Source organism: Streptococcus sp. GP0011, from assembly GCF_030546305.1.
Taxonomy (GTDB): domain Bacteria; phylum Bacillota; class Bacilli; order Lactobacillales; family Streptococcaceae; genus Streptococcus.
In genome coordinates this window covers 39,515-62,813 of record NZ_JAUONR010000005.1, presented here as the reverse complement: position 1 = coordinate 62,813, position 23,299 = coordinate 39,515, and the positions used below count along the sequence as shown (strand labels likewise).

Genomic DNA, 23,299 nt, shown 5'->3' with positions numbered 1-23,299 from the left:
GTACCTACCCCTTTCGCTACATGTTACTATCAGTTTAGTCTATTATACCATAAAAAACATCCGACTTGCGACCTATTTTTAAAAAAATTTAACTTTTTTAGCGATTTTCGTACTTTTTTCTTGACAAAATCAATTTATAACCAACTTTTAAATTTTTTGATATACAATCGTTTTACAACTGTAACACTTATCATATAGAGAACGATAATCAAAAGCAAAAAGAGAAAATAAATTGGTTCCAAAGGGGTTAAATGAAGCAGGCTAGCAATTGAAGAGTAGGGAAGGAAGGTCACAAAACCAGCTGCTAGCAAGGTTGTTCCAAGAACAAACCATGATGGACGACTTTGCAAGAAAGGAAGTTTTGCTGAACGAAGCATATGAATCACCATGGTTTGGGACCACATGGATTCAATGAACCAACCTGTTTGGAACAAGATGATAAAGCCCGTTGCAGACTCTGCTCCGTGGACATAGGCTTGACCTGTCGCCATTGGGACAATGATAAAATAGAGCAAGATAAAGGTCAAAATATCAAAGGCAGAAGAAATCGGACCCATCCAAATCATAAAACGAGTAATAGACTTAGCCTCCCACTTATGGGGATGTTTCAAAAAGTCTTCATCCACATTATCAAATGGCAAAGCAATGCAAGAAAGGTCGTAGACGAGGTTTAACACAATCAAGTGAATCGGAGCCATAGGAAGGAAAGGTAGAAAGATACCAGACACTAGCAGAGAGAAAATGTTCCCGAAATTAGAGCTGACCGTCATCTTGATATATTTGGTCATGTTGGCATAGACCTTACGTCCTTCAACCAGCCCTTTTTCAAGCACCATCAAATCCTTATCTAGCAAAATGACATCAGCCGTTTCTTTGGCAATATCTACTGCTGTATCAACAGAAATCCCCACATCGGCCACTTTCATAGAAGGGGCATCATTGATCCCATCTCCCATATAGCCGACACAATGTCCATTCGATTTGATTTGTAAAATGATTCGTGCTTTTTGATCCGGAGAGAGTTTGGCAAAGACAGTCACCTTCTCAACTGCTTGAGCCAACTCTTCGTCCGTCATGGCGTCAATATCAGAACCCAACAAGATTTGATCAACGTCTAAACCAACTTTTTCGCAAACTGCTTGGGTTACCTTCTCATTGTCCCCCGTCAAGATCTTTGTTTGAACACCGTGTTCTAACAAAGCTTGGATAGCAGGTGCTGCTGATGGTTTTGGTGGATCTAGAAAGGCAAGATATCCTGTTAGAATCATCTCTTTTTCATCTTCAACAGAGTAAGCAAAACCTTCTTTTAGACCTGTTTTATAAGCGACTCCCAAGACTCGCAAGCCTTGCTGATTGAGTTGATCTACTTCTTTTAAGATTTCCACTCGGATATCATCCGTCAGAGGGCTAATCTGACCTTGATATTCCACATGGGTTGAAATCGCTAGCATTTCCTCTAGGGCACCCTTGGTTACCAAACTAACAACTTCGTTCTCATCCTTGACGATGACACTCATCCGTCTGCGTTCAAAATCAAAGGGCAATTCGTCTATTTTTTGGAAGCTAGTATCCAAATTTTGTAGAATAGCGTGTTCTTTAGCTTCTTTTTCAGTTCTACTGATAATGGCACGGTCCATCAAGTTTTTCAAACCGGTTTGAAAATAGGAATTGAGATAGGCACGTCTCAACACAGATAAATCCAAATCTCCATGTATATCCAAAGGATATTCAAGGACAATTTCGTCTTGGGTAAGGGTTCCGGTTTTATCCGTGCATAGGATATCAATAGCACCTAGGTCCTGTATGGCATTGAGTTTTTTGATGACGACTTTTTCCTTGGCCATGATAATGGAGCCTTTTGCTAAACTGGCCGTGATGATCATAGGAAGCATCTCAGGTGTCAATCCAACACCAACACTCAAAGCAAATACGCCAGCTTCCAGCCAGTCGCCGTCTGTCAAGCCATTGGAGAGAAAGACGATGGGAACCATGACTAACATCAAACGGATCAAGAGCCAAGAGATGCTGTTCATCTCCCGTTCAAAAGAGGTCGGTTCGTCATAGGTATTGAGAGTCTGCTCGATTTCTCCCATCATGGTATCATCACCGACCGCTAGAATCAAAGCCTTGGCACTTCCTGATATCACGTTGGTTCCCATAAAGGCGAGCGCTTCTGCTTCTAGCAGACTATCGAAGTTTGACTGACTCATTTTTGACAAGGCTAGTTTTTCAACCGAGTCACTCTCACCTGTCAAACCAGACTGTTGGACAAAGAAATCACGTGATTCAATTAAAATGAGGTCTGCCGGAATCATGTCCCCAGCACTTAACTTGACTATATCTCCAACGACCAAATCTTCAATTGCGACCTCTAAACTCTGGCCTTCGCGGATAACTGTGGCAGTGTTCACAATCATTTTTGATAGATTGGTCGCAGCCTTGTCACTCCGCAGTTCTTGGACAAAGCGTATGCCACCAGAGATTAGAACGAGAACGACGATGATGATAGAGGTCGTCGGATCTTCTTGTCCAGGCTTCGCCAGCCAGACATTGGTCACCATGGAGATCATAGCGATGACCAGCAGGATGATTGTAAATGGATTGATAATAGATTCGTAAATCTTTTTGAGGATACTGTCTTCTTGACCCTTGGTGATGGTGTTTTCGCCATATAGGTCACGATTTTTCTCCACCTGCTCTTCAGTCAAGCCTGTTAGACTTGTCTTATAAAAAGATAGAGTTTCGTTTAAAGATGTGTGAATAGCTGTTGCTAATCTTTCTTTTGTAGTTTTCATTGGTTTCTCCTATCTGTATGAATGATGTGTTTCATACACAGAGACCAATCACTTTATAAGGGCAGAACGACACAAATCAGCGATTGGCTGTGTATGTGCGGTTCTGGATGATCGTCAATTTGCATCGTTTGTCTCCTTTCCTTGTTCTAAAACAGTAGAAAATCCCACCATAAAATGGCAGGATTAAAAAACTAATTATCTGTTTTTTCGTTCAAGCTTTAACTCCATAGGGCAATGAAATGAGCTTAGTCTTGGCCTTCGCGACCAGGACTGTTGACCAACGAGTAGTGTCTCCACTGCTTTGCGGTAGTCATCCGTATCCCTATGGTAGCCTCACCTACCGTTTTCGTCTATCAGTATAAACCTTTAAAATATAAAAGTCAATGATTTATCTTAATTTTCTTAAATAACAATTAATTCCTTTGGAGCAAGGGTCAATAATTCGCAACCTGTATCCGTAATCAAGATATCATCCTCGATACGCACCCCGTATTTTCCATCCAGATAAATACCCGGCTCATCGGTCAAGACCATGCCAGCCTTGATTGGCTCTTCTGACTTGCCAAAGTAAGGAATTTCATGGATATCCAAACCAATCCCATGTCCAATCCCGTGGCTGAAGTAAGGACCGTAGCCTGCATCGTTAATAATCTGGCGCGGAATCCTGTCAAAATCAATTCGACTGAGACCAGCCTTGGCTGCATCTATGAGGGCTTGATTGCTGCGCAGGACAATATCATAAATCTCCCGCTCTTCATCTGTCACCTGCCCCACATGAACTGTCCGCGTCATATCGCTGACATAGTGGTTGTAGTAGCAACCAAAGTCCATGGTCAGGGTTTCACCCTTTTGAATGACCTTGTCACTAGCCACGCCATGTGGCATAGCAGAGCGGTAGCCCGAAGCGATGATAAAATCAAAAGAAGCACCTGAAGCACCTAGCTGGCGCATACGGGCATCTAAAAAGTTCATAACGGCTAGCTCAGTCGTCTCACCGGGCTTGATAAAATCCAGTACATCTAGGAAGGCTTGGTCAGAAATCTGGCAGGCCCTACGAATGGTTGCGATTTCTTGCTCATCCTTGATCATCCGCAGATTTTCAATAAAACCAGTCATTGGAACCAGCTCATGACCAGCAAACACACTTTCCAGCATCTTGAAGTAAGCATAGGAAATCTCGTCATCAAAGCCAATTTTTTCCAGCTTGTCGTCCGCTATAATTTTAGCAATTTCACCAACCGCATCGCGCGTTTCCACAATGTCAAAGCCCTCAACCACGCCCTTGGCAATAAGAGTATAACGAGAATCCGTCAGAAAAATCCGGCGCTTTTTACTGATGAAAACTGTCGCCTCTGTCCCGCTGAAACCAGTCAGATAGTAAATATTCTTCAGATTGGTTACTAAGACAGCATCACACTCTGTCTGTTTTAAGGCTACTTCAAATTTTTCAACTCTTGATAACATGAGAAAACCTCCATAAAATGATTTAATTTATTATAGCAAAAAAATATCGAAAATAATACAATCTATATAGCTAAGATTAGATAAAATTGACATTTGAAAGCGCTTAATGTATAATTTCTGTTAAACAAGAAAGAATGAGGTATCGATATGAATAAAACAGAATTGCTGTTACAAAGACTAGATGAGATTGGTCAGTCTCTAAAAGATTCGAACCAAGCACTAGCTTTGCTGGCGCTTGGTTCTTGCGGAACAGAAAGAGAACGATTGGATCAGTACTCAGATTTAGACTTCTTTGTTATTGTAAAAGATGGCTACAAGCAGACCTATATCCAAGACCTAACCTGGTTAAGTAAGCTAGAACCAATTGCATTTCACTACCAAAATACAGTGGACGGACATAAAGTTCTATTTGAAGATGATGTTTTTTGTGAATTTGCTGTCTTTGAAGCTCACGAACTAGTAAACATTCCCTTCTCTGAAGGCAAGATTATCTGGAAGGAGGTCGGTTTTGATGAAACAATCTGTCAGCCACAAAGACTGCCATCAAAAGAAAACAGAGATCGTGAATGGCTGTTGGGAGAAATTTTATGTAATCTATATTTAGGGCTAGGTCGCTATCAGCGAGGCGAAAAATTAGCTGCTTATGATTTAATACAAAACAGATCCGTCAAGCTTTGGACTGAACTAATCAGTTTGGAAACAACTTCTAAATCTAATTTTATAGATATCTTTAATACCAACAGACGATTTGAAGAAGGTTATCCAAAGGAAGCCAAGCAATTACCTCACTTTTTGCAAGGTTACGAACGCATTTCTGAGTCTGCTCAAGCACTCCTAGAATATCTGGATAAACACTATTCTCTTAACCCATTTATAAAAGAAAAAATTCGTAATTTATTATAAAAAAGACTCTGCCTAAAAAAGCAGAGCCTTTTAAATCTTATTTTAACTTTCCTTTCAAATAGTGTCCTGTGTAGCTGGCTTCGTTGGCCGCTACTTCTTCGGGAGTTCCTGTTGCAATGATGGTTCCACCACCGACACCGCCCTCAGGTCCCAAGTCAATAATATGGTCTGCAGTCTTGATAACATCCAGATTGTGCTCGATGACGAGGACTGTATTGCCATCGTCGACAAAGCGAGCCAAGACCTTGAGCAGACGAGCGATGTCTTCGGTATGAAGTCCTGTCGTCGGCTCATCGAGAATGTAGAAAGATTTTCCTGTCGATCGTTTGTGGAGTTCACTAGCCAGCTTCATACGCTGGGCTTCTCCTCCTGAAAGGGTGGTAGCTGGTTGTCCTAAGGTTACATAGCCCAGCCCTACATCCTTGATAGTCTGGAGTTTGCGTTGAATTTTTGGAATGTGTTGGAAAAATTCCACCGCATCATTAACCGTCATATCCAAGACTTGCGAGATGTTCTTTTCCTTGTAGTGAACTTCTAGGGTTTCACTGTTGTAGCGAGTTCCATGGCAGACTTCACAAGCCACATAAACATCTGGCAAGAAGTGCATCTCAATCTTGATAATCCCGTCACCTGAGCAGGCTTCACAACGACCACCCTTGACGTTGAAACTGAAACGACCCTTCTTGTAGCCTCGAATCTTGGCCTCATTTGTCTGGGCAAAGAGGTCACGGATGTCGTCAAAAACTCCCGTATAGGTAGCAGGGTTGGACCTCGGCGTCCGTCCGATTGGACTCTGGTCAATATCAATCAGACGATCGACATGCTCAATCCCTGTGATGGTTTTGAATTTACCAGGCTTGTCTGAATTGCGGTTGAGCTTCTGGGCAATAGCTTTTTTGAGGATGCTGTTGATTAAGGTCGATTTCCCTGAACCTGACACACCTGTCACCGCAATGAATTTTCCTAATGGGAAGCGAGCAGTGATATTTTGCAAGTTGTTCTCACGCGCACCCGTCACCTCGATAAAACGACCATTTCCGGAACGACGCTCTTCAGGCACTGGAATCGCTCGTTTTCCTGATAAGTACTGGCCTGTGATAGACTTGCTGTTGCGAGCCACCTGTTTGGGCGTACCTGCAGCAACAATCTCCCCACCAAAAACACCAGCACCCGGACCAACGTCAATCAGATAATCCGCCTCACGCATGGTATCTTCATCGTGTTCCACCACGATGAGAGTATTGCCCAAGTCACGCATCTTCTTCAGACTGGCAATCAGGCGGTCATTATCCCTCTGGTGAAGACCAATGGACGGCTCATCCAGGATATAAAGGACACCTGATAGGTTGGACCCAATCTGGGTTGCCAAGCGAATACGCTGACTCTCCCCACCTGAAAGGGTTCCTGCCGAACGTGACAGAGTCAGATAGTTGAGGCCTACGTTATTGAGGAAGGTCAATCGATCCTTGATTTCCTTGAGAATGGGACGGGCGATGATGGCTTCATTTTCAGATAAGGTCAGCTGGCTCACTAATTCCAAATGGTCTGCGATAGACAGGTCTGAGATTTCACCGATATGTGGTCCTTGCTCCCCACCCACACGGACAGACAAGGCCTGGTCATTGAGACGATAGCCGTGGCAAGTTCCACAGGTTAGCTCATTCATGTAGAGACGCATCTGGGTACGGGTGTAGTCACTGTTAGTCTCATGGTAACGACGCTTGATATTACCAATTACTCCTTCAAAAGGAATGTCGATATCGCGCACACCGCCAAATTCATTTTCATAGTGGAAATGGAATTCCTTGCCATCAGACCCGTAGAGAATCAAGTTTTTATCTTCTTCTGACAAGTCCTCAAAAGGCTTATCCATATCCACTCCAAAGGCTGTCATGGCCTGCTCTAGCATATTTGGATAGTAGTTGGATGAGATAGGATTCCAAGGTGCCAAGGCTCCCTCACGCAAAGTTTTGCTGGTATCAGGAACCACCAAGTCAACATCCACCTCTAGCTTGATGCCCAAACCGTCACACTCACTACAAGATCCAAAAGGAGCATTGAAGGAGAAGAGTCGAGGCTCTAATTCTGGGACAGTAAAACCACAAACTGGACAGGCATAGTGCTCAGAAAAGAGCAACTCAGAATCGTCCATAGTGTCAATAATCACATAGCCTTCTGCGATACGAAGGGCAGCCTCAATGGAGTCAAAGAGACGGCTACGGATGCCCTCCTTGATGACAATACGGTCGACCACAACATCGATATTGTGTTGCTTGCTCTTGGATAACTCTGGCACTTCGGTCACATCATAAACTTCCCCATCCACACGAACACGAACATAGCCATCTTTCTGAATCTTTTCAATGACGCTCTTATGTTGCCCTTTTTTCTTACGAATGACAGGAGCTAATATTTGCAGGCGCTGACGTTCTGGCAATTCCAAGACCTTATCCACGATTTGCTCTACAGAAGAAGCCTTGATAGCCCCGTGCCCGTTGATACAGTAAGGCGTCCCCACACGTGCGTAGAGGAGACGCAGATAATCGTTGATTTCAGTCGTGGTTCCCACGGTCGAACGAGGGTTTTTGCTGGTGGTTTTCTGGTCGATGGAAATAGCTGGGCTGAGACCATCAATGGCATCCACATCTGGTTTTTCCATATTGCCCAAGAATTGTCGAGCATAGGCTGATAGACTCTCTACATAGCGACGTTGCCCCTCCGCATAAAGGGTATCAAAGGCCAGACTGGATTTCCCAGACCCTGACAAACCAGTCACAACGACTAGCTTGTCTCGTGGAATCTCCACATCAATATTTTTTAAGTTATGGGCACGCGCCCCATGAATCACAATTTTATCTTGCATATTTGTTCTTTCTAGTCCATTATTGCTTTCCATTATACCAAAAAATGTGAAATTCTATTACCCAAAAAGCCGATTTTGTAGTATAATAGTACGGTGCAAAAAATCAAACACTGAAATAGTAGGAAAGGATAGGGGATATGAAACAAGTTTTTCTCTCAACAACAACTGAATTTAAAGAGATCGACACGCTTGAACCGGGTACTTGGATCAACCTCGTCAATCCTACACAAAATGAATCGTTGGAAATCGCTAACGCCTTCGACATTGACATTGCCGACCTTCGAGCACCGCTCGATGCGGAAGAAATGTCCCGTATTACCATCGAAGACGAGTATACTTTGATCATCGTGGACGTTCCCATCACAGAGGAAAGAAACAATCGCACCTACTACGTAACGATTCCGCTAGGGATTATCATCACCGAGGAAACCATTATCACTACCTGCTTGGAATCACTACCTGTTCTTGATGTCTTTATCAACCGTAGACTGCGCAACTTCTACACCTTCATGCGTTCACGCTTTATCTTCCAGATTCTCTACCGCAACGCCGAACTTTACCTTACGGCCCTTCGTTCGATCGACCGTAAGAGTGAACAAATCGAAAGTCAACTTCACAAGTCTACTCGAAACGAAGAACTGATCGAGCTCATGGAATTGGAAAAGACCATCGTCTATTTCAAAGCCTCCCTCAAGACAAATGAGCGCGTGATTAAGAAATTGACTAGCGCAACTAGCAATATCAAGAAATACCTAGAAGACGAAGACCTACTCGAAGACACCCTGATTGAAACCCAACAGGCCATCGAGATGGCAGATATCTATGGAAATGTCCTTCACTCTATGACAGAGACCTTTGCCTCTATCATTTCCAATAACCAGAACAACATCATGAAGACCCTGGCTCTCGTGACCATCGTTATGTCTGTCCCAACCATGATCTTCTCAGCCTATGGGATGAACTTCAAGGATAATGAAATCCCTCTAAACGGTGAGCCACACGCCTTCTGGTTAATCGTCTTTATCGCCTTTGCTATGAGTGTTTCGCTCACTCTCTATCTCATCCATAAAAAATGGTTCTAAGAGGAATCCCTATGTCTCAGATTGATTTACAAAAACTAACCAAAAAAAACCAAGAGTTTATCCATATCGCTACCCAACAATTTATCAAAGATGGTAAAACAGACGCTGAAATCAAGGCCGTCTTTGAGGAAGTCATCCCCCAAATCCTTGAAGAGCAAGCCAAAGGGACGACTGCACGTTCCCTCTACGGGGCTCCAACCCACTGGGCTCATAGCTTCACTGTCAAGGAGCAATACGAAAAAGAGCATCCAAAAGAAAATGACGATCCAAAACTCATGATTATGGACTCAGCCCTTTTTATCACCAGTCTCTTTGCATTGGTTAGCGCTCTGACTACCTTCTTCTCTACAGATCAGGCCATTGGCTATGGATTGATTACCCTCTTGTTGGTTGGGCTTGTAGGAGGACTTGCCTTCTACTTGATGTACTACTTTGTCTACCAGTACTATGGACCGGACACTGACCGTAGCCAACGTCCTCCATTCTGGAAGTCAATCCTCGTTATCCTGGCTTCTATGGTCCTTTGGTTGGTTGTCTTCTTTGCAACAAGCTTCCTACCAGCCAACCTCAATCCAGTCCTTGCTCCATTGCCTTTGGCTATCCTAGGGGCTGCTCTTCTCGCCCTTCGCTTCTATCTCAAGAAACGTTTCAATATCCGAAGCGCAAGCGCGGGCCCATCACGTTATTAAGAAAAGTGAAAAGCTATGGCATATAGTCAATCCTTAGCTCAGCAGATTCGAAAAATTCTAGCACTTAAACTTCCTCCCCAAATTTTCGAAGAAGAGTTAGAAGAAAAGAAACTGTTTGGTGGCCTGGCCTTTATGATTCGTGGGAAAATGGTCCTTACAGTCAGTTCCAGAAAGGACGAGCTGGTTATGGTGAGAATTGGCAAAGAAACGGAAAAGCAAGTTCTACCCCGAACAGGAGCTCGTACTACATTGATGAGAGGGCGACCTTATCATGGCTATATAGACCTAGATATCGAAGGTCAAAAAGAACTTCCTTACTGGATTGATTTAGCCCTCTCCTATAATCAAGAGTTGACCAAGTAACTCATATCTAGTGAGATTAGAAAAACGAAAAGCAACTGCACAGGCGGTTGCTTTTTCACTTGCTTTCTTGATATCCAACAGAACTTCTGAGTCTGATTCTTATAGTTTTCTCTCACCTTTTGTGATAAAATAGGCACAATCAATTTATTTTTAGGAGGATAATATATGACTTCTACTATTGGTATTATAAGTTTATCTAGTGGGACTATGGGTGAAGACTTTGTCAAGCACGAAGTGGACTTGGGTATTCAACGTCTCAAGGACCTCGGACTCAACCCTATCTTTTTGCCTCATTCGCTAAAGGGCTTGGACTTTATCAAAGAACATCCTGAAGCTCGTGCAGAGGATTTGATTCAGGCCTTTTCTGATGATAGTATCGACATGATCCTATGCGCCATTGGTGGAAACGATACCTATCGCTTGCTACCTTATCTTTTTGAAAATGACCAACTACAAAAGGTTATCAAACCAAAGATTTTTCTCGGTTTCTCGGATACGACCATGAACCACCTTATGCTACACAAACTAGGAATCAAGACTTTTTACGGCCAATCATTTCTAGCGGACATTTGTGAGTTAGACAAGGAGATGTTATCTTATAGCCTTCACTACTTTAAAGAATTGATCGAGACTGGGAGAATCTCAGAAATCCGCCCTAGCGACCTTTGGTATGAGGAACGGACTGATTTTAGTCCCAATGCCTTGGGAACACCTCGTGTCAGCCATGCAAATACAGGTTTTGACTTGTTACAAGGCAATGCCCAGTTTGAGGGAGAAATCCTCGGTGGTTGTCTTGAGTCCCTCTATGATATCTTTGACAATTCTCGATACGCAGACAGCACGGACCTCTGCCAAGAGTACCGACTCTTCCCTGACTTATGTGACTGGGAAGGAAAGATTCTCTTACTAGAAACAAGCGAAGAAAAGCCTGAACCTGATGATTTCAAAAAAATGTTGCGGACTTTAAAGGACACGGGGATATTTGGGGTTATCAGTGGACTCTTGGTCGGAAAGCCAATGGATGAAACCTTCTATGACGACTACAAGGAAGCACTATTGGATATCATTGACAGCAATATCCCGATTGTCTATAATCTGAATGTCGGTCACGCCACACCAAGAGCCATTGTACCCTTTGGCGTTCACGCTTATGTGGATACACAGAAGCAAGTCATTCGCTTTGACTATAACAAAAAATAAACAATTTCTCCATTTTTGTGCTTTGGTATTGATTTTCGTTACAATTTGTGTCTGAATTTATTGCATTTTGCTTATTTCTATGATATCTTTTTAGAGGAGGTGTATATGACTAAACAAAAAATAAATCAAATTGTCGGTTCAATTGGAGCCTTTATCGGGATTATTGTATTTATCGCCTACATCCCACAAATTTTTGCCAATTTACAAGGCAACAAAGCTCAACCATTCCAGCCTTTATCCGCAGCAGTATCTTGTTTAATTTGGGTTATTTACGGATGGACAAAAGAGCCTAAGAAGGATTGGATACTAATTATTCCAAACTCAGCTGGCGTTGTCTTAGGTGGACTGACATTTCTTACTGCACTATAAAAGTTACTAGCATATAATCAAAAAGCTGAGATAATTTTCTCAGCTTTTTCTATTTTCTCAGATAGTTAGACGCTTGGACTCACTAATTTCCGTTTTTCCACTCGCAATCATTCTCGTGGTCATCAACCAGGCCTGCCGCCTGTAGAAAAGACAAAACTGCGACTGGACCTGTAAACTTGAAGCCTTGTTTTTTGAGATCTTGAGACAACTTTTCAGACAAGGCTGTTTTAGCAGGTGCTAGGTGATAGTCAGGAACATCATTCACGATCGTTTTTCCCTCAACAAAGGACCAGAGATAAGCGTCAAAAGAGCCGTAGGTTTTCTGGACTTGCAAAAATGCTTGGGCGTTGGCACGTGTCGCAAAGAGCTTGGCTCGATTTCGAATGATGGCTGGATTCTCTAACATGGCTTCCAACTCCCCATCTGTCATTTCCGCGACCTCTTGAATTTGATAGCCATGAAATGCTTCTCGGAATCCTTGGCGTTTGTTTAGTACCGTTTCCCAAGATAGACCCGACTGGTAAGTTTCCAAACAAAGCAACTCAAAAAGAGCACGGTCATCATGAAGGGGTTGACCCCACTCTTCATCATGATAGGCCACATATAATGGGTTGTTCATTTTAACCCAACCACAGCGTTTTGTCATAAAAATCTCCTATTTTACCAACATCTTAAGGGCCGACTTGATATAGTTCTCAGCTGTGTCTGTCGTTCCTTCAAAGAATTTCTTGATTTTCTTAAGCTCGGTTGCCTTGTAGCCCAGTGCCAACATGGCTTCCATAGCTTCTTCCAGTTCTTGGTTTTCAGCGCTGGTTTGCACTGCCACCTTGGCAGGAAGGTCATCACTAGCCACGACTACCTTGCCTTCCAAGTCCAGCACCATCTGTTGGGCTGTTTTCTTGCCAATTTTAGGGAACTTGGTCAAGTAGGTGATGTTCTTAGTCTCGATCGCCTGAACCAAGCCAGCATTGTCATCGGCAGCGATAATAGCAAGAGCTGACACAGGACCAATCCCTGAGACCGAAATCAAGCTGAGAAAGAGCTTCTTCTCGTCTTCTGAACGAAAGCCGTAAAGCAGATGGGCATCCTCACGGACAACTTGGTGCACATAAATCTGAGTTTCTTGATTCACCTGACCTGAATAGGCATAAGGATTGGCCACATGCAGGATATAGCCGATACCGTTAGCTTCTAGGACGATGTATTTAGCAGTGATTTTGGTAATGATTCCTTTTAGATATTCGTACATAATTTTCACTTTCTATAATTGATTTGCAATTCCTTGTAAATGCGCTGCTCTGATGATAAGAAGCAACCCAAGTACTGCACACACAATAAAAACGAGCCAAACACCTACAGCACCTGTTGCAGCGCTGATAGAAATCATCGCCCCCGCTAAAATAGACGCTAAAGGCTGCGCCATATTAAGGAAACCTGAGTAGGTTCCGAGCTTATTCTCATTCATCATTTCCGCCCGCAAAACTTGGCTTGGCGGCATGCAGATGAGTTCCCCCATAGTATAGAGAATGGCTAGCAAAAACAGAGCCCAGAAACTCCTGAAGACAATGGTGAAAAGCATACCCAAGTCAAAGATAATACTTCCCAATAAAAACTGCGGTATGAGCTTCATTTCCTTGGTCAAACGATTGGCAGTCGTTATGAAGCAAACAATAATCAGGGTATTGATAAAGACCATGATACTGAGCATCTTAGCTCCTGAAATATGAATACCGAAAATACTACTCGCGATGAATGACTCTTTCAAATGAACGGGTATATAATTGTCAATTTGCAACCAGATAACACCATTAAATACAGTCCCTAACGTATAAAGTAGGAAAATTTTGTCCTGAAAAACAGAAGCATAATTTTTCACAGTTGCCAAAGGACTGCTACCATGCTCAAAGACCAGATTAGCTGGCTTGCTTTCTGAAAAATATTTCCAAGCGAGGAAAAAATTCAAGAAGCTAATTACCGTCAAAACCAGAAGCAACTCAAAAAAATGGTGGTCGTAAAAGAAACCTGCAAGCCCTGCTCCTAACATAACGGATACATTGACAAACCAATAACTAATCGTATAAACGAAACGGCGATTTTGCTCGTCGGTCAAATCAATAATCATCGCATCAATAGCCGGCCAAGAGAAAGTTCCTGCGGTCTCTGCCAGCAACATTCCGACAAAAGTCAAAAAGGGAAAAATATGATTAGGCATATTTGCCAGCAGCACAAGAAAGTAGCCACTCGCAAGACCAAAGTTTCCCCAGTCAATGACTTTCTTACGTCCCCAAAGATCCGCCAAATGTCCACCATACAGCCCAGCTAAAAAACCAATGAGTTTGGTTGTGATCATCAATAACCCCGCCCAAAAGGCTCCAAAATATTGAACATAGTACATGGCCATAAAAGGAGTAATGGCACTCTCTAAAATCCGTGCTACAAAGCTCATCCATTCCCGCATTTGAATTTGCTTGGGGAGGGCAAAAAATTCTTTCATCTTTCATTCCTTTTTCATAATTTCTTCGCTTTTTCTTACCTAGTATATCATATTTTTTTGCTGAAAACTGCAAACACAAGTGCAACCGGTGGTTGACAAATTGTACAGGAGATTGTATTCTCTTTATAAGTAAAAATTGTTAGGATAGAAGTAGAAAAAGGAGGATAGAATGATGAAACTCGCAGAAAAACTATTTGAACTCCGAAAGGAAAAAGGTTGGTCCCAAGAAAAGCTAGCAGAACAAATCAATGTTTCTCGGCAAAGCATCTCCAAATGGGAGTCTGGACAAGTCCTTCCTGAAATCGAAAAAATCATTGAAATAAGCAAGATTTTTCAAGTGACAACTGACTATCTACTACTGGATGAAAGCATTGAAAAAGTTTCCACAGCAGTGATTTTGGAGGAAGACAAAGACAACTACTATAAAAAGGTTAAATCCTTTGGTCTTTGGCAGGTGATTTATATTTTTGTATTGGCTCTGGCTATCTATCTCTTTTTAGCCGGTTCTAGTTTTCCAGCTGAATTCACCGCTTGGATCTGGCTAACCTTCGTTCTCTTAATCGCTTCTGCTGTCGCTATCAATAAGGTTCTCAAAACCAAACAACGTTATCTTGATAAGGTCATTGGTCTTGAGACTCCTTCAGACAACGACGATTCTACAAAGCCTGGAATCACCTAATTCAGTTTTCACAACATTTTTATAGAACTGGTCTTGTCAAGCAAGTGTAAATATCGTGTCAAGTTGCCCATGTCCAATCAAGTTCCCACCTTAGAAAAACTAAAAAGCCTTGTTCAAAAGGAACAAAGGCTTTTTGTGTTCTTAATATTTCCCCAACTCACGAAGACTCGTATGATTTTCCTGAATGCGTCGGAACATTTTTTCCATATCTGACTTGGTAAAATGCACCAAAACGGGACGTCCGTGTGGACAGTTGTAGGGGTTATCACATTGAGAAAGCTGATAAAGGAGCTGTCTGGCTGAATGGTCATCGATACGGTGATTGGCCTTGATCGACCGCTTGCAGGACATCATGATAGCCAGCTCTGCTCGGTATTTCTTGATCGAAACTTCTTTAGTTAAGAGGAGCATATCGCACATCTCATAGATACCAGATTCGATTTCCTCTTCGGCCATCCAAATAGGATGTTCACGCAGGATAAATTGATTTTCTCCATACTCTGCTAGAAAAACACCTACTTCCTCTAGGAGAGGCATTCTTTCTCTAAGACGAAGGGCATCATCCGCAGGAAATTCAAAGATGTAGGGCACTAAGAGTTGCTGCTGACTCTGGTCAACATTGCCGATGCTTTCACGGTATTCCTCGTACTTAACCCGCTCCTGAGCTGCATGCTGGTCAATGATATAGAGTCCATCTCGCCCCTGGGCAAAGAGATAAGTCCCGTGCATCTGTCCGAAAAATTCCAATTCTGGAAAGCTTGATGATTCTTCTCGCTCCAGCTTATCATAGGCTTTATCGAGACTAGCAAGGTCCAACTCTGGATGGTCTAGTTGGTCATAGCTAGCTGGCTTTCTCTCTGCAAAATGCAGTTTTGCAGGCTTGGTCAACTGGTCCAAGGTTTCCTTGGCAAACAGGGTTAAATCCTGTCTTTCTTCAGTCAAGCCTACTTGATGGTCTGAAACCTCAACTTGAGTCGGTCTTGTTACTTCTGTTTGTTCATAGTAAAGCGTATTTTCTTTGAGTGGGAGAATGGTCTGCTCTACCTTTTGACGATTACGCACGGTCGACTTGGCAAGATTTTCTAAAGCATCAGGTATCAAGGTCTGTTCCTTAAGACTCTTTGCGATAGCTTCTGAGACAAGTGCCATCAGCTCTCTTTCCTTAGAAATCCGCACCTCTTGCTTGGTTGGATGAACATTGACATCAGCCAGATAAGGATCGATATGGATGTGAATGACAGCCAGTGGAAAACGCCCTACCATGAGCTTGCTTCCATAACCGTCAAGAATAGCACGGTTGAGTAGAAAGTTCTTGATATAACGGCCATTGATGAAGAGGCTGATATAGTTACGATTTGCTCGTGTCAATTCAGGCAATGAAACAAAACCTGAAATTTCGAAATCTAGATCAGAGTTCTCAATTTCAATCATCTTCTTTGCACTCGCCAAACCATAAATTCCTGCGATGGCTTGTCGCAGTTGACCAGTTCCTGCTGTCCGTGTCATTTCCTTGCCATCACTGATCAAACTAAAAGAAATCTCAGGATGAGCCAATCCCAGACGGTTAACAATATCAATGATATGAGACAACTCCGCTTGCTGGCTCTTCATATACTTGAGACGGGCAGGTGTATTGAAAAAGAGGTCCTCAACACAAACTTTGGTCCCCACAGGACTAGTCGCTGGGATGACTTCCTCAACTTCTCCCCCACGCGCAACGAGCTTGGTCCCATGACTCGCACCATCCACCGCCGTCAACAGAGTCAAGACACTGACAGAAGCGATAGAGGGCAGGGCTTCACCACGAAAACCAAGCGTCCGAATCCGAAAGAGGTCTGCTTGATTTTTTATCTTACTGGTCGCATGTCGACGCAAGGCCAACTCAACCTCATCGTGGGCAATTCCATGGCCATTATCTGTGATTTGAATCTTCTTAAGACCAGCTTCCTCAATCTCAATGATAATCTGGCTAGAACCCGCATCAATGGCATTTTCTACCAACTCTTTGACCACACTGGCAGGACGTTCAATGACCTCTCCTGCCGCGATCTGGTTTGCCAACACTTCTGGCAATTCAATAATATGAGACATCTTTCAGCCCCTTTCTGTATCTATTTTCCTAGAAATTGATTAGTGCTATTATACCATATTTCAGATGTTACCAGAAAAAGCAAATACCACATAGACTCCAAATCTCTCCACATAGACAAAAGCTCTTGCCATGGGTCGTAAAATAGTGTTTAATAAAGGTGTACAGGAAGTGATCACAATTTTGTATGAAATGTAAGGAGGGAAATTTATGAAAGTAGAACTACAGATTAAGGAGACTTATGAGGAGGAAAAGCTGATTGTCCAAACTCCTCAGCCGACCGAAAAAGTCCAGAAAGTCATCGAGTTCGCAGAAAATCTTGACCAAAAAGAAACAATCAAAGGAAAGATTGATGACCAGGTCTATCTAGTTAAGATTAGCAAGATTCAACGCTTCTATATCGAGAATCGCAAGGTTCTTGCAGAAACTGCATCTCATACCTACACTATTGATTTGCGTCTCTATCAAGTTCTTGACATTCTGCCGACCACATTTATCCAAATTTCCCAATCAGAAATCGTCAATATCGACTCCATCTCTCATCTCAAGCTCACGCCCAACGGTCTGGTTGAAATTTTCTTAAAAAATGAAAGCTTCACCTACTCTTCACGCCGTTACCTAAAAACCATCAAGGAGAAATTAGAACTATGAAAAAACAAATCTTTCACGATGCAGCCGCTGGTGTACTTATCGGCCTCATCCTCTCTATCCTCTTTTCACTCATTTATGCACCAAATACCTATGCCCCACTAAGCCCCGAGTCTCTTATCGGCCAAGCGATGGCTCAACATCAGGTTCACGGTGCTCTAGTCTTGCTCTACTGTATGGTCATCTGGTCAGCTATCGGTGTTCTCTTTAGCTTTGGCAGTCGTTTATTCAGCCGTGACTGGAGCTTGCTCCGTGCCACACTTTCCCATTTCTTCCTCATGCTGGCTGGCTTTGTTCCACTAGCAACTCTGGCTGGTTGGTTCCCCTTCCACTGGACCTTCTATCTCCAGCTTATTCCAGAGTTTGCGATTGTCTACCTCATCATCTGGACTATTCTCTATAAAAGAGAAGCTAAAAAAGTAGACCACATCAATCAACTCTTGGCCCATAAAAAGTAATAGAGAAAATCCCACTCACAAAAATGTGAGTGGGATTTTTTTATAACTTTTGTTTGAGCTCGACCAAGACATTCATAGCCTGCATCGGTGTCATATTGTATACATCCAGTTTAGCTAATTCTGCTAGGATAGGATGCTCTGCAGGCGCGTCAAAGAGTGACATCTGTTCAGTAACAGCGCTTGTTTGTCTCATGGGAGCAGGACTTTCCGTCCCTTGATTCTCCAGTTGAGTCAATATCTTATCCGCCCTTGCTAAAAGTTCTGCTGGCAAGCCAGCAATCTTAGCAACGTGGATACCATAGGATTTGTCAGCTGGTCCTGGTTCGATCTTGTGAAGGAAGGTGACCTGTCCATCCTGTTCTAAGGTTGCCACGTGGACATTGACCAAGTGTTCCAAGCTGGACTCCAGACTGGTCAACTCATGGTAGTGGGTCGCAAAGAGAGTTTTGGCTCCGATATGTTCATGGATGTATTCGATGATGGATTGGGCCAGAGCCATTCCGTCATAAGTTGCAGTTCCGCGTCCCAATTCATCAAAGAGAATCAAGGAATCCTTGGTCGCATGCGAAATGGCATTGTTGGCCTCCATCATCTCCACCATAAAGGTTGATTGACCTGAAACCAAGTCATCTGCTGCTCCGATACGGGTAAAGATAGCATCGAAGATAGGCAAATGGGCGCTTTCTGCCGGCACATAAGAACCCAGCTGGGCCATAACCGCAGTCATGGCTAACTGGCGCATGTAGGTTGACTTCCCACTCATGTTGGGCCCTGTAATCAGCTGAATACTGGTATCTTCTGCCATCTGGATACTATTTGGAATATAGGTCTGAGCTCCCATGACCTTTTCGACGACAGCATGGCGCCCTTTTTGGATACCTATTTGTGAATCCTCTCCAAACTCAGGTCTGATCAAATGCTGGGTTTCAGCCACAACTGCGAGACTTTGCAAGACATCAACTGTCGCAATTCCTTGGGCTAAAGCCTGCAAACGCTGGATGTACTTGCTGACTTCCTCACGGATACGCATAAAGATTTCATATTCTAGATTGGCTGACTTCTCACGCGCCTCCAACATATCCCCCTCGATACGGGCTAATTCTTCGGTACCAAAGCGTTCTGAGTTTTTCAACGTTGCCTTGCGGAAAAAGTGGGCTGGCACATTTCCCAGTTGCGAATTGGTCACATGGAAATAGTAGCCGTCCTTTTTATTGTAGTCAATCTTAAGCGTGCTGATGCCAGAGTTTTCCCGCTCCTTAGCCTCAATCTCAGCAATCCAGCTAGTCCCTTCTCTGAGCACACGACGGTACTTGTCTAAGGTCTCATCAAATCCCGTACGGATAATGCCACCTTCCGTAATCACGTGAGGAGCTTCAGGAGCAATGGCAGCACTAATCAAGCTCTCCAACTCCGGGATGGCATCTAACTGTTTGATAAGATAGGCCAGGGCAGGTTGCTCCATTCCCTCTAAAATCGCTCGAATCCGTGGCACACTAGATAAGGTAGTCGCCAACTGCAAGAGATCCTTGGGATTGGTCTTGCCAAAAGAAACCCGACTAGCCAAACGTTCGATGTCATAAACACCCTTAAGACTGTCTGTCAAATCGCTACGCTCAAAGAAATGGTCAAGAAAGACCTGCACCACCTCTTGACGCTGGACGATTCGCTCCTTATCAATCAAGGGACGATGAATCCAAGAACGCAAGAGACGCATACCCATAGCCGTTTTGGTTTCATCCAAAAGCCAGAAAAGACTCCCCTGCTTCTTACCTGAACGGGCATTCTCAACCAAATCCAAACTAGCCTTGGTCGCATAGTCCATCTGTAAGAAATCTTTAATTTCATAGCGGATAACTGGTTTGAGATGGTTCAATTTCCGCATCTGGGTCCGGTGAACATACTGGAGGAGCTTACTAGCTGCCGCTTGCTCCACAGCTGCCAAACGTGAATCTAGTAAATGAATATCCTCAAAGCCTTCTTTCTCATAAGAAAGCACCAAATTCATCTGACGGCTAAGGATTTGTTCTTCTTCCTCAGACAAGTTATAACCCAGCACCACTTCTCGAGCCTTGAGGTTACGGATTTCCCCACAAACCAACGTGAAATCCAATAGCCCCGTCACATAGAAATCACCTGTCACCAGATCCATATAAGCCAGACCAAACTGATTGCCATCACGGTCTATGGCAACCAAAAAATTGTTCTGACTGTCTGGCTTACTGCTATCAACGACCGTTCCAGGTGTGATGACCTGGACCACCTCTCGCTTAACAACACCAACCGCTTGTTTGGGATCTTCCATCTGTTCTGCAATGGCGACTTTATAGCCCTGCTCAATCAGAACATCGATATACTGTTGGGCAGAATGATAAGGGACGCCCGCCATGGGTATCGGATTTTCTGCATTTTTATTCCGACTTGTTAAGGAAATTTCCAAAATTTGCGCTGCATTAATTGCATCTTCATAGAACAACTCGTAAAAGTCACCCATTCGAAAAAGCAAAAAAGCATCTGGGTATTGTTTCTTAATATCCACATACTGTTGCATGCCGGGTGATAGCTTTTCTGTTGCCATTTTCCATCTCTCCTTGCTAAAAATAAGTCTTGAGAGCAACTCCCAAGACCTTATTTATCTTTCATCAAATCTAGCAAACGATCTTCCATCAGCTTGGCAACGTGCTGGTCTCGACAAATAACCAATAAGGTATTAGCACCAGCAACCGTTCCTAAAATCCATTCATCCTTGTTTGCATCTACAATGTTTGCTAAGACTGCAGCTTCCCCAAGTTTGGTATGAAGTACCAAGGTGAACTCTGCTCTTGCAACACCTTCTAAGTGATGAGACAAAAACTCAACTAAATCAATCTTATCTGTCTCATTTGCTAGTACATAATACACCATATCATTTTTCTTAACCTTGGTCAAGCCGATTTCACGCAAATCACGCGACAAAGTCGTTTGTGTCACATAAACATTACGAGCTTCTAAACGATCTTGAATCTCTTTTTGTGTCCCAAGTTTTTCTTCGGTGATCATCTTTTTAATCAATTGATGCCGTTCTCTTTTTCTCATATTATCCTCTTAAGTGAATATTTATAACAAGTTTTACATTTATTTTATAACTACATTATACCAAAAAAACTAGATAATTCAAAAAAATTCTTTTCTTTCTCAAAAAATGTAGTAAATTGTGTTAAAATAGTAAAAAAGCCCAAAAGGAGCCCTTATGAATACAAAAGAATTGATTGCTAGCGAGTTGGCTAGCGTCGTTGATAGCCTGGACCAAGAGGCTATTTTAAATTTACTGGAAACACCTAAAAACTCAGAAATGGGAGACATCGCCTTCCCTGCCTTTTCTCTAGCAAAAGTCGAGCGTAAAGCTCCTCAAATGATTGCAACAGATATTGCTGAAAAAATCAATAGTCAAGCCTTTGAAAAGGTTGTTGCTACAGGACCTTACGTCAACTTTTTCCTTGATAAATCTGCTATTTCGGCTCAGGTATTACAGGATGTTATCACTGAAAAAGAGCACTATGCCGACCAAACCATTGGCAAGAAAGAAAATATCGTTATCGACATGTCTAGTCCTAATATCGCAAAACCATTCTCTATTGGTCACTTGCGCTCAACGGTTATCGGAGATAGCTTGTCACATATTTTCCAAAAAATCGGCTATCAAACGGTCAAGGTCAACCATTTGGGAGACTGGGGCAAACAGTTTGGAATGCTGATCGTTGCCTACAAGAAATGGGGAAATGAGGAAGCCGTTAAAGCGCATCCAATCGATGAACTTCTTAAACTCTACGTTCGCATCAATGCTGAAGCTGAAAAAGACCCTAGCTTGGATGAAGAAGCACGCGAATGGTTCCGCAAACTGGAAAATGGAGACGAGGAAGCCTTAGCTCTCTGGCAATGGTTCCGTGATGAAAGTTTAGTGGAATTCAACCGCCTTTACAATGAATTACAAGTCGAATTTGACAGCTACAACGGAGAAGCCTTCTACAACGATAAGATGGATGCTGTTGTAGACATTCTCGCTGAAAAAGGACTTCTTGTTGAGTCAGAAGGGGCTCAAGTTGTCAATCTTGAGAAATATGGAATTGAACATCCAGCCCTTATCAAAAAATCTGATGGTGCAACTCTCTATATCACACGAGACTTGGCTGCAGCCCTTTACCGTAAAAAGGAATACCAATTTGCAAAATCCATCTATGTTGTTGGTCAAGAGCAATCTGCCCACTTCAAACAACTCAAGGCAGTACTACAAGAGATGGGCTACGATTGGAGCCAAGACATTGTCCATGTTCCGTTTGGATTGGTAACAAAAGAAGGGAAAAAACTCTCTACCCGTAAAGGAAATGTCATCTTGCTAGAACCGACTATCGCTGAGGCTGTTAGTCGTGCCAAGGCCCAAATCGAGGCGAAAAATCCTGAGTTAGAAAATAAAGACCAGGCTGCCCACGCTGTTGGAGTTGGGGCTATCAAGTTCTATGATCTTAAGACCGACCGTACAAATGGATATGACTTCGACCTTGAAGCTATGGTATCCTTTGAAGGGGAAACTGGACCTTACGTTCAATACGCCTACGCTCGTATCCAATCTATCTTGCGCAAAGCCGATTTCAAGCCAGATACAGTTGGCAACTACAGCCTGAATGATGCTGAAAGCTGGGAAATCATAAAACTACTCCAAGACTTTCCACGTATTATCAATCGTGCAGCAGATAACTTTGAACCTTCTATCATTGCGAAATTTGCGATTAGTCTGGCTCAAGCCTTTAACAAATATTATGCACATACACGTATCCTAGATGAAAGTCCTGAGCGCGACAGTCGTCTAGCACTCAGCTACGCAACCGCAGTGGTCCTCAAAGAAGACCTTCGTTTGCTCGGAGTAGAAGCGCCAGAGAAGATGTAAATCGCCAAAGTTACTTGATTGCAAAGCAATCTAAGTAACTAACGCCAAATCCTATTCGGACTTTGGCTAGGCGCTTCACTAGTAAAGAAACATAAATATTGTCGATTTATGTTTCTTTACGTCGTAACCAGTACGAGTTGCCCAAACGCTTTACTAATTCACCAGACCAAATAATATCGATTTGGTTAGGCTCATGTCGTAATCTTTTAAATTACTTGAAAGCAATCTGAAAGATTGAGGCAAAATAACATTTATATTGTGTTCGGCATTGTAGCATTTCAATGA

The 23,299-nt window shown here is 43.0% G+C and carries 19 protein-coding genes and 1 riboswitch; of the genes, 10 read left to right on the top strand and 9 right to left on the bottom strand.

Annotated elements, in window-relative coordinates:
* Positions 1–134: 134 nt before the first annotated feature.
* Together mgtA and Q4443_RS06750 are read right to left on the bottom strand one after the other, a co-directional pair.
* Positions 135–2,795: a magnesium-translocating P-type ATPase gene (gene mgtA, locus Q4443_RS06755; protein WP_303408217.1), complete on the bottom strand. Its 2,661-nt coding sequence runs from the start codon at positions 2,793–2,795 to the stop codon at positions 135–137.
* 195 nt (positions 2,796–2,990) lie between these two features.
* Positions 2,991–3,142, bottom strand: a riboswitch (M-box (ykoK) riboswitch).
* A gap of 55 nt (positions 3,143–3,197) precedes the next feature.
* The gene (locus tag Q4443_RS06750; protein WP_044021487.1) at positions 3,198–4,259 is read right to left on the bottom strand and encodes a Xaa-Pro peptidase family protein; all 1,062 of its coding nucleotides are present in this window, start codon (positions 4,257–4,259) and stop codon (positions 3,198–3,200) included.
* Between the two features lie 147 nt (positions 4,260–4,406).
* Between Q4443_RS06750 and Q4443_RS06745 the strand changes: the two genes are divergently transcribed.
* Positions 4,407–5,162, top strand: a complete 756-nt coding sequence (locus tag Q4443_RS06745; protein WP_044021488.1) for a hypothetical protein — start codon at positions 4,407–4,409, stop codon at positions 5,160–5,162.
* Positions 5,163–5,199: 37 nt separating this feature from the next.
* Here Q4443_RS06745 and uvrA read toward each other — a convergent pair whose 3' ends face one another.
* On the bottom strand, positions 5,200–8,025 hold the full coding sequence (uvrA, locus tag Q4443_RS06740) for an excinuclease ABC subunit UvrA (protein ID WP_303408216.1): 2,826 nt from the start codon (positions 8,023–8,025) through the stop codon (positions 5,200–5,202).
* A 137-nt stretch (positions 8,026–8,162) separates the two neighbouring features.
* On the opposite strand from uvrA, the gene Q4443_RS06735 reads away from it, so the two are divergent.
* The 5 genes from Q4443_RS06735 (at position 8,163) to Q4443_RS06715 (ending at position 11,728) form a co-directional block, all read left to right on the top strand.
* Positions 8,163–9,107: a magnesium transporter CorA family protein gene (locus Q4443_RS06735; protein ID WP_000815620.1), complete on the top strand. Its 945-nt coding sequence runs from the start codon at positions 8,163–8,165 to the stop codon at positions 9,105–9,107.
* Positions 9,108–9,118: 11 nt separating this feature from the next.
* Positions 9,119–9,796, top strand: coding sequence for a DUF1129 domain-containing protein (locus Q4443_RS06730; RefSeq protein ID WP_044021492.1), 678 nt, complete (start codon positions 9,119–9,121; stop codon positions 9,794–9,796).
* A gap of 15 nt (positions 9,797–9,811) precedes the next feature.
* Positions 9,812–10,159 carry a TfoX/Sxy family protein gene (locus tag Q4443_RS06725; protein WP_044021494.1) on the top strand — a complete coding sequence of 116 codons (348 nt, stop codon included), beginning with the start codon at positions 9,812–9,814 and terminating at the stop codon, positions 10,157–10,159.
* A 165-nt stretch (positions 10,160–10,324) separates the two neighbouring features.
* Positions 10,325–11,359 carry a S66 peptidase family protein gene (locus Q4443_RS06720; RefSeq protein WP_303408215.1) on the top strand — a complete coding sequence of 345 codons (1,035 nt, stop codon included), beginning with the start codon at positions 10,325–10,327 and terminating at the stop codon, positions 11,357–11,359.
* 105 nt (positions 11,360–11,464) lie between these two features.
* Complete coding sequence (locus Q4443_RS06715) at positions 11,465–11,728, top strand: SemiSWEET family transporter (RefSeq protein ID WP_000166112.1); 264 nt, start codon at positions 11,465–11,467, stop codon at positions 11,726–11,728.
* A gap of 82 nt (positions 11,729–11,810) precedes the next feature.
* On the opposite strand, the gene Q4443_RS06710 is transcribed toward Q4443_RS06715, so the two are convergent.
* Genes Q4443_RS06710 through Q4443_RS06700 form a run of 3 tightly spaced genes read right to left on the bottom strand, consistent with a single transcriptional unit; the run spans position 11,811 to position 14,222 of the window.
* On the bottom strand, positions 11,811–12,374 hold the full coding sequence (locus Q4443_RS06710) for a DNA-3-methyladenine glycosylase I (protein ID WP_303408214.1): 564 nt from the start codon (positions 12,372–12,374) through the stop codon (positions 11,811–11,813).
* 9 nt (positions 12,375–12,383) lie between these two features.
* Positions 12,384–12,977, bottom strand: a complete 594-nt coding sequence (ruvA, locus tag Q4443_RS06705; protein ID WP_000273410.1) for a Holliday junction branch migration protein RuvA — start codon at positions 12,975–12,977, stop codon at positions 12,384–12,386.
* Positions 12,978–12,989: 12 nt separating this feature from the next.
* Positions 12,990–14,222 carry an MFS transporter gene (locus Q4443_RS06700; RefSeq protein ID WP_000657467.1) on the bottom strand — a complete coding sequence of 411 codons (1,233 nt, stop codon included), beginning with the start codon at positions 14,220–14,222 and terminating at the stop codon, positions 12,990–12,992.
* Between the two features lie 172 nt (positions 14,223–14,394).
* On the opposite strand from Q4443_RS06700, the gene Q4443_RS06695 reads away from it, so the two are divergent.
* Positions 14,395–14,901, top strand: a complete 507-nt coding sequence (locus Q4443_RS06695) for a helix-turn-helix domain-containing protein (RefSeq protein WP_008277272.1) — start codon at positions 14,395–14,397, stop codon at positions 14,899–14,901.
* Positions 14,902–15,042: 141 nt separating this feature from the next.
* Here Q4443_RS06695 and mutL read toward each other — a convergent pair whose 3' ends face one another.
* A complete protein-coding gene (gene mutL / locus Q4443_RS06690; RefSeq protein WP_000018196.1) occupies positions 15,043–16,992 on the bottom strand; it encodes a DNA mismatch repair endonuclease MutL in 1,950 nt (649 codons plus the stop codon).
* Positions 16,993–17,200: 208 nt separating this feature from the next.
* Between mutL and Q4443_RS06685 the strand changes: the two genes are divergently transcribed.
* Together Q4443_RS06685 and Q4443_RS06680 are read left to right on the top strand one after the other, a co-directional pair.
* Positions 17,201–17,641 carry a LytTR family DNA-binding domain-containing protein gene (locus Q4443_RS06685; protein ID WP_000861944.1) on the top strand — a complete coding sequence of 147 codons (441 nt, stop codon included), beginning with the start codon at positions 17,201–17,203 and terminating at the stop codon, positions 17,639–17,641.
* Entirely contained in the window at positions 17,638–18,096 is a 459-nt protein-coding gene (locus tag Q4443_RS06680; RefSeq protein ID WP_000743970.1) for a DUF3021 domain-containing protein, read from the top strand. The genes Q4443_RS06685 and Q4443_RS06680 overlap by 4 nt, the downstream gene beginning before the upstream one ends.
* A gap of 40 nt (positions 18,097–18,136) precedes the next feature.
* Here the strand turns inward: Q4443_RS06680 and mutS are convergent, their stop codons facing one another.
* Positions 18,137–20,671 carry a DNA mismatch repair protein MutS gene (gene mutS, locus Q4443_RS06675; RefSeq protein WP_049519235.1) on the bottom strand — a complete coding sequence of 845 codons (2,535 nt, stop codon included), beginning with the start codon at positions 20,669–20,671 and terminating at the stop codon, positions 18,137–18,139.
* A gap of 50 nt (positions 20,672–20,721) precedes the next feature.
* Positions 20,722–21,168, bottom strand: coding sequence for an arginine repressor (gene argR / locus Q4443_RS06670; RefSeq protein ID WP_001231483.1), 447 nt, complete (start codon positions 21,166–21,168; stop codon positions 20,722–20,724).
* A gap of 154 nt (positions 21,169–21,322) precedes the next feature.
* Here argR and argS point away from each other — a divergent pair, with 154 nt between their 5' ends.
* Positions 21,323–23,014, top strand: coding sequence for an arginine--tRNA ligase (gene argS, locus Q4443_RS06665; RefSeq protein WP_303408213.1), 1,692 nt, complete (start codon positions 21,323–21,325; stop codon positions 23,012–23,014).
* The last annotated feature ends 285 nt before the right edge of the window (positions 23,015–23,299 follow it).

Bases quoted from the DNA above. Each gene is read 5' to 3' on its own strand.
- Q4443_RS06700 (WP_000657467.1), bottom strand. From the start codon at position 14,222: ATGAAAGAATTTTTTGCCCTCCCCAAGCAAATTCAAATGCGGGAATGG.
- Q4443_RS06735 (WP_000815620.1), top strand. From the start codon at position 8,163: ATGAAACAAGTTTTTCTCTCAACAACAACTGAATTTAAAGAGATCGAC.
- Q4443_RS06710 (WP_303408214.1), bottom strand. From the start codon at position 12,374: ATGACAAAACGCTGTGGTTGGGTTAAAATGAACAACCCATTATATGTG.
- Q4443_RS06725 (WP_044021494.1), top strand. From the start codon at position 9,812: ATGGCATATAGTCAATCCTTAGCTCAGCAGATTCGAAAAATTCTAGCA.
- mgtA (WP_303408217.1), bottom strand. From the start codon at position 2,795: ATGAAAACTACAAAAGAAAGATTAGCAACAGCTATTCACACATCTTTA.
- mutL (WP_000018196.1), bottom strand. From the start codon at position 16,992: ATGTCTCATATTATTGAATTGCCAGAAGTGTTGGCAAACCAGATCGCG.
- ruvA (WP_000273410.1), bottom strand. From the start codon at position 12,977: ATGTACGAATATCTAAAAGGAATCATTACCAAAATCACTGCTAAATAC.
- Q4443_RS06745 (WP_044021488.1), top strand. From the start codon at position 4,407: ATGAATAAAACAGAATTGCTGTTACAAAGACTAGATGAGATTGGTCAG.
- Q4443_RS06715 (WP_000166112.1), top strand. From the start codon at position 11,465: ATGACTAAACAAAAAATAAATCAAATTGTCGGTTCAATTGGAGCCTTT.
- mutS (WP_049519235.1), bottom strand. From the start codon at position 20,671: ATGGCAACAGAAAAGCTATCACCCGGCATGCAACAGTATGTGGATATT.
- Q4443_RS06680 (WP_000743970.1), top strand. From the start codon at position 17,638: ATGAAAAAACAAATCTTTCACGATGCAGCCGCTGGTGTACTTATCGGC.
- Q4443_RS06685 (WP_000861944.1), top strand. From the start codon at position 17,201: ATGAAAGTAGAACTACAGATTAAGGAGACTTATGAGGAGGAAAAGCTG.
- uvrA (WP_303408216.1), bottom strand. From the start codon at position 8,025: ATGCAAGATAAAATTGTGATTCATGGGGCGCGTGCCCATAACTTAAAA.
- argS (WP_303408213.1), top strand. From the start codon at position 21,323: ATGAATACAAAAGAATTGATTGCTAGCGAGTTGGCTAGCGTCGTTGAT.
- Q4443_RS06750 (WP_044021487.1), bottom strand. From the start codon at position 4,259: ATGTTATCAAGAGTTGAAAAATTTGAAGTAGCCTTAAAACAGACAGAG.
- Q4443_RS06695 (WP_008277272.1), top strand. From the start codon at position 14,395: ATGAAACTCGCAGAAAAACTATTTGAACTCCGAAAGGAAAAAGGTTGG.
- Q4443_RS06730 (WP_044021492.1), top strand. From the start codon at position 9,119: ATGTCTCAGATTGATTTACAAAAACTAACCAAAAAAAACCAAGAGTTT.
- argR (WP_001231483.1), bottom strand. From the start codon at position 21,168: ATGAGAAAAAGAGAACGGCATCAATTGATTAAAAAGATGATCACCGAA.
- Q4443_RS06720 (WP_303408215.1), top strand. From the start codon at position 10,325: ATGACTTCTACTATTGGTATTATAAGTTTATCTAGTGGGACTATGGGT.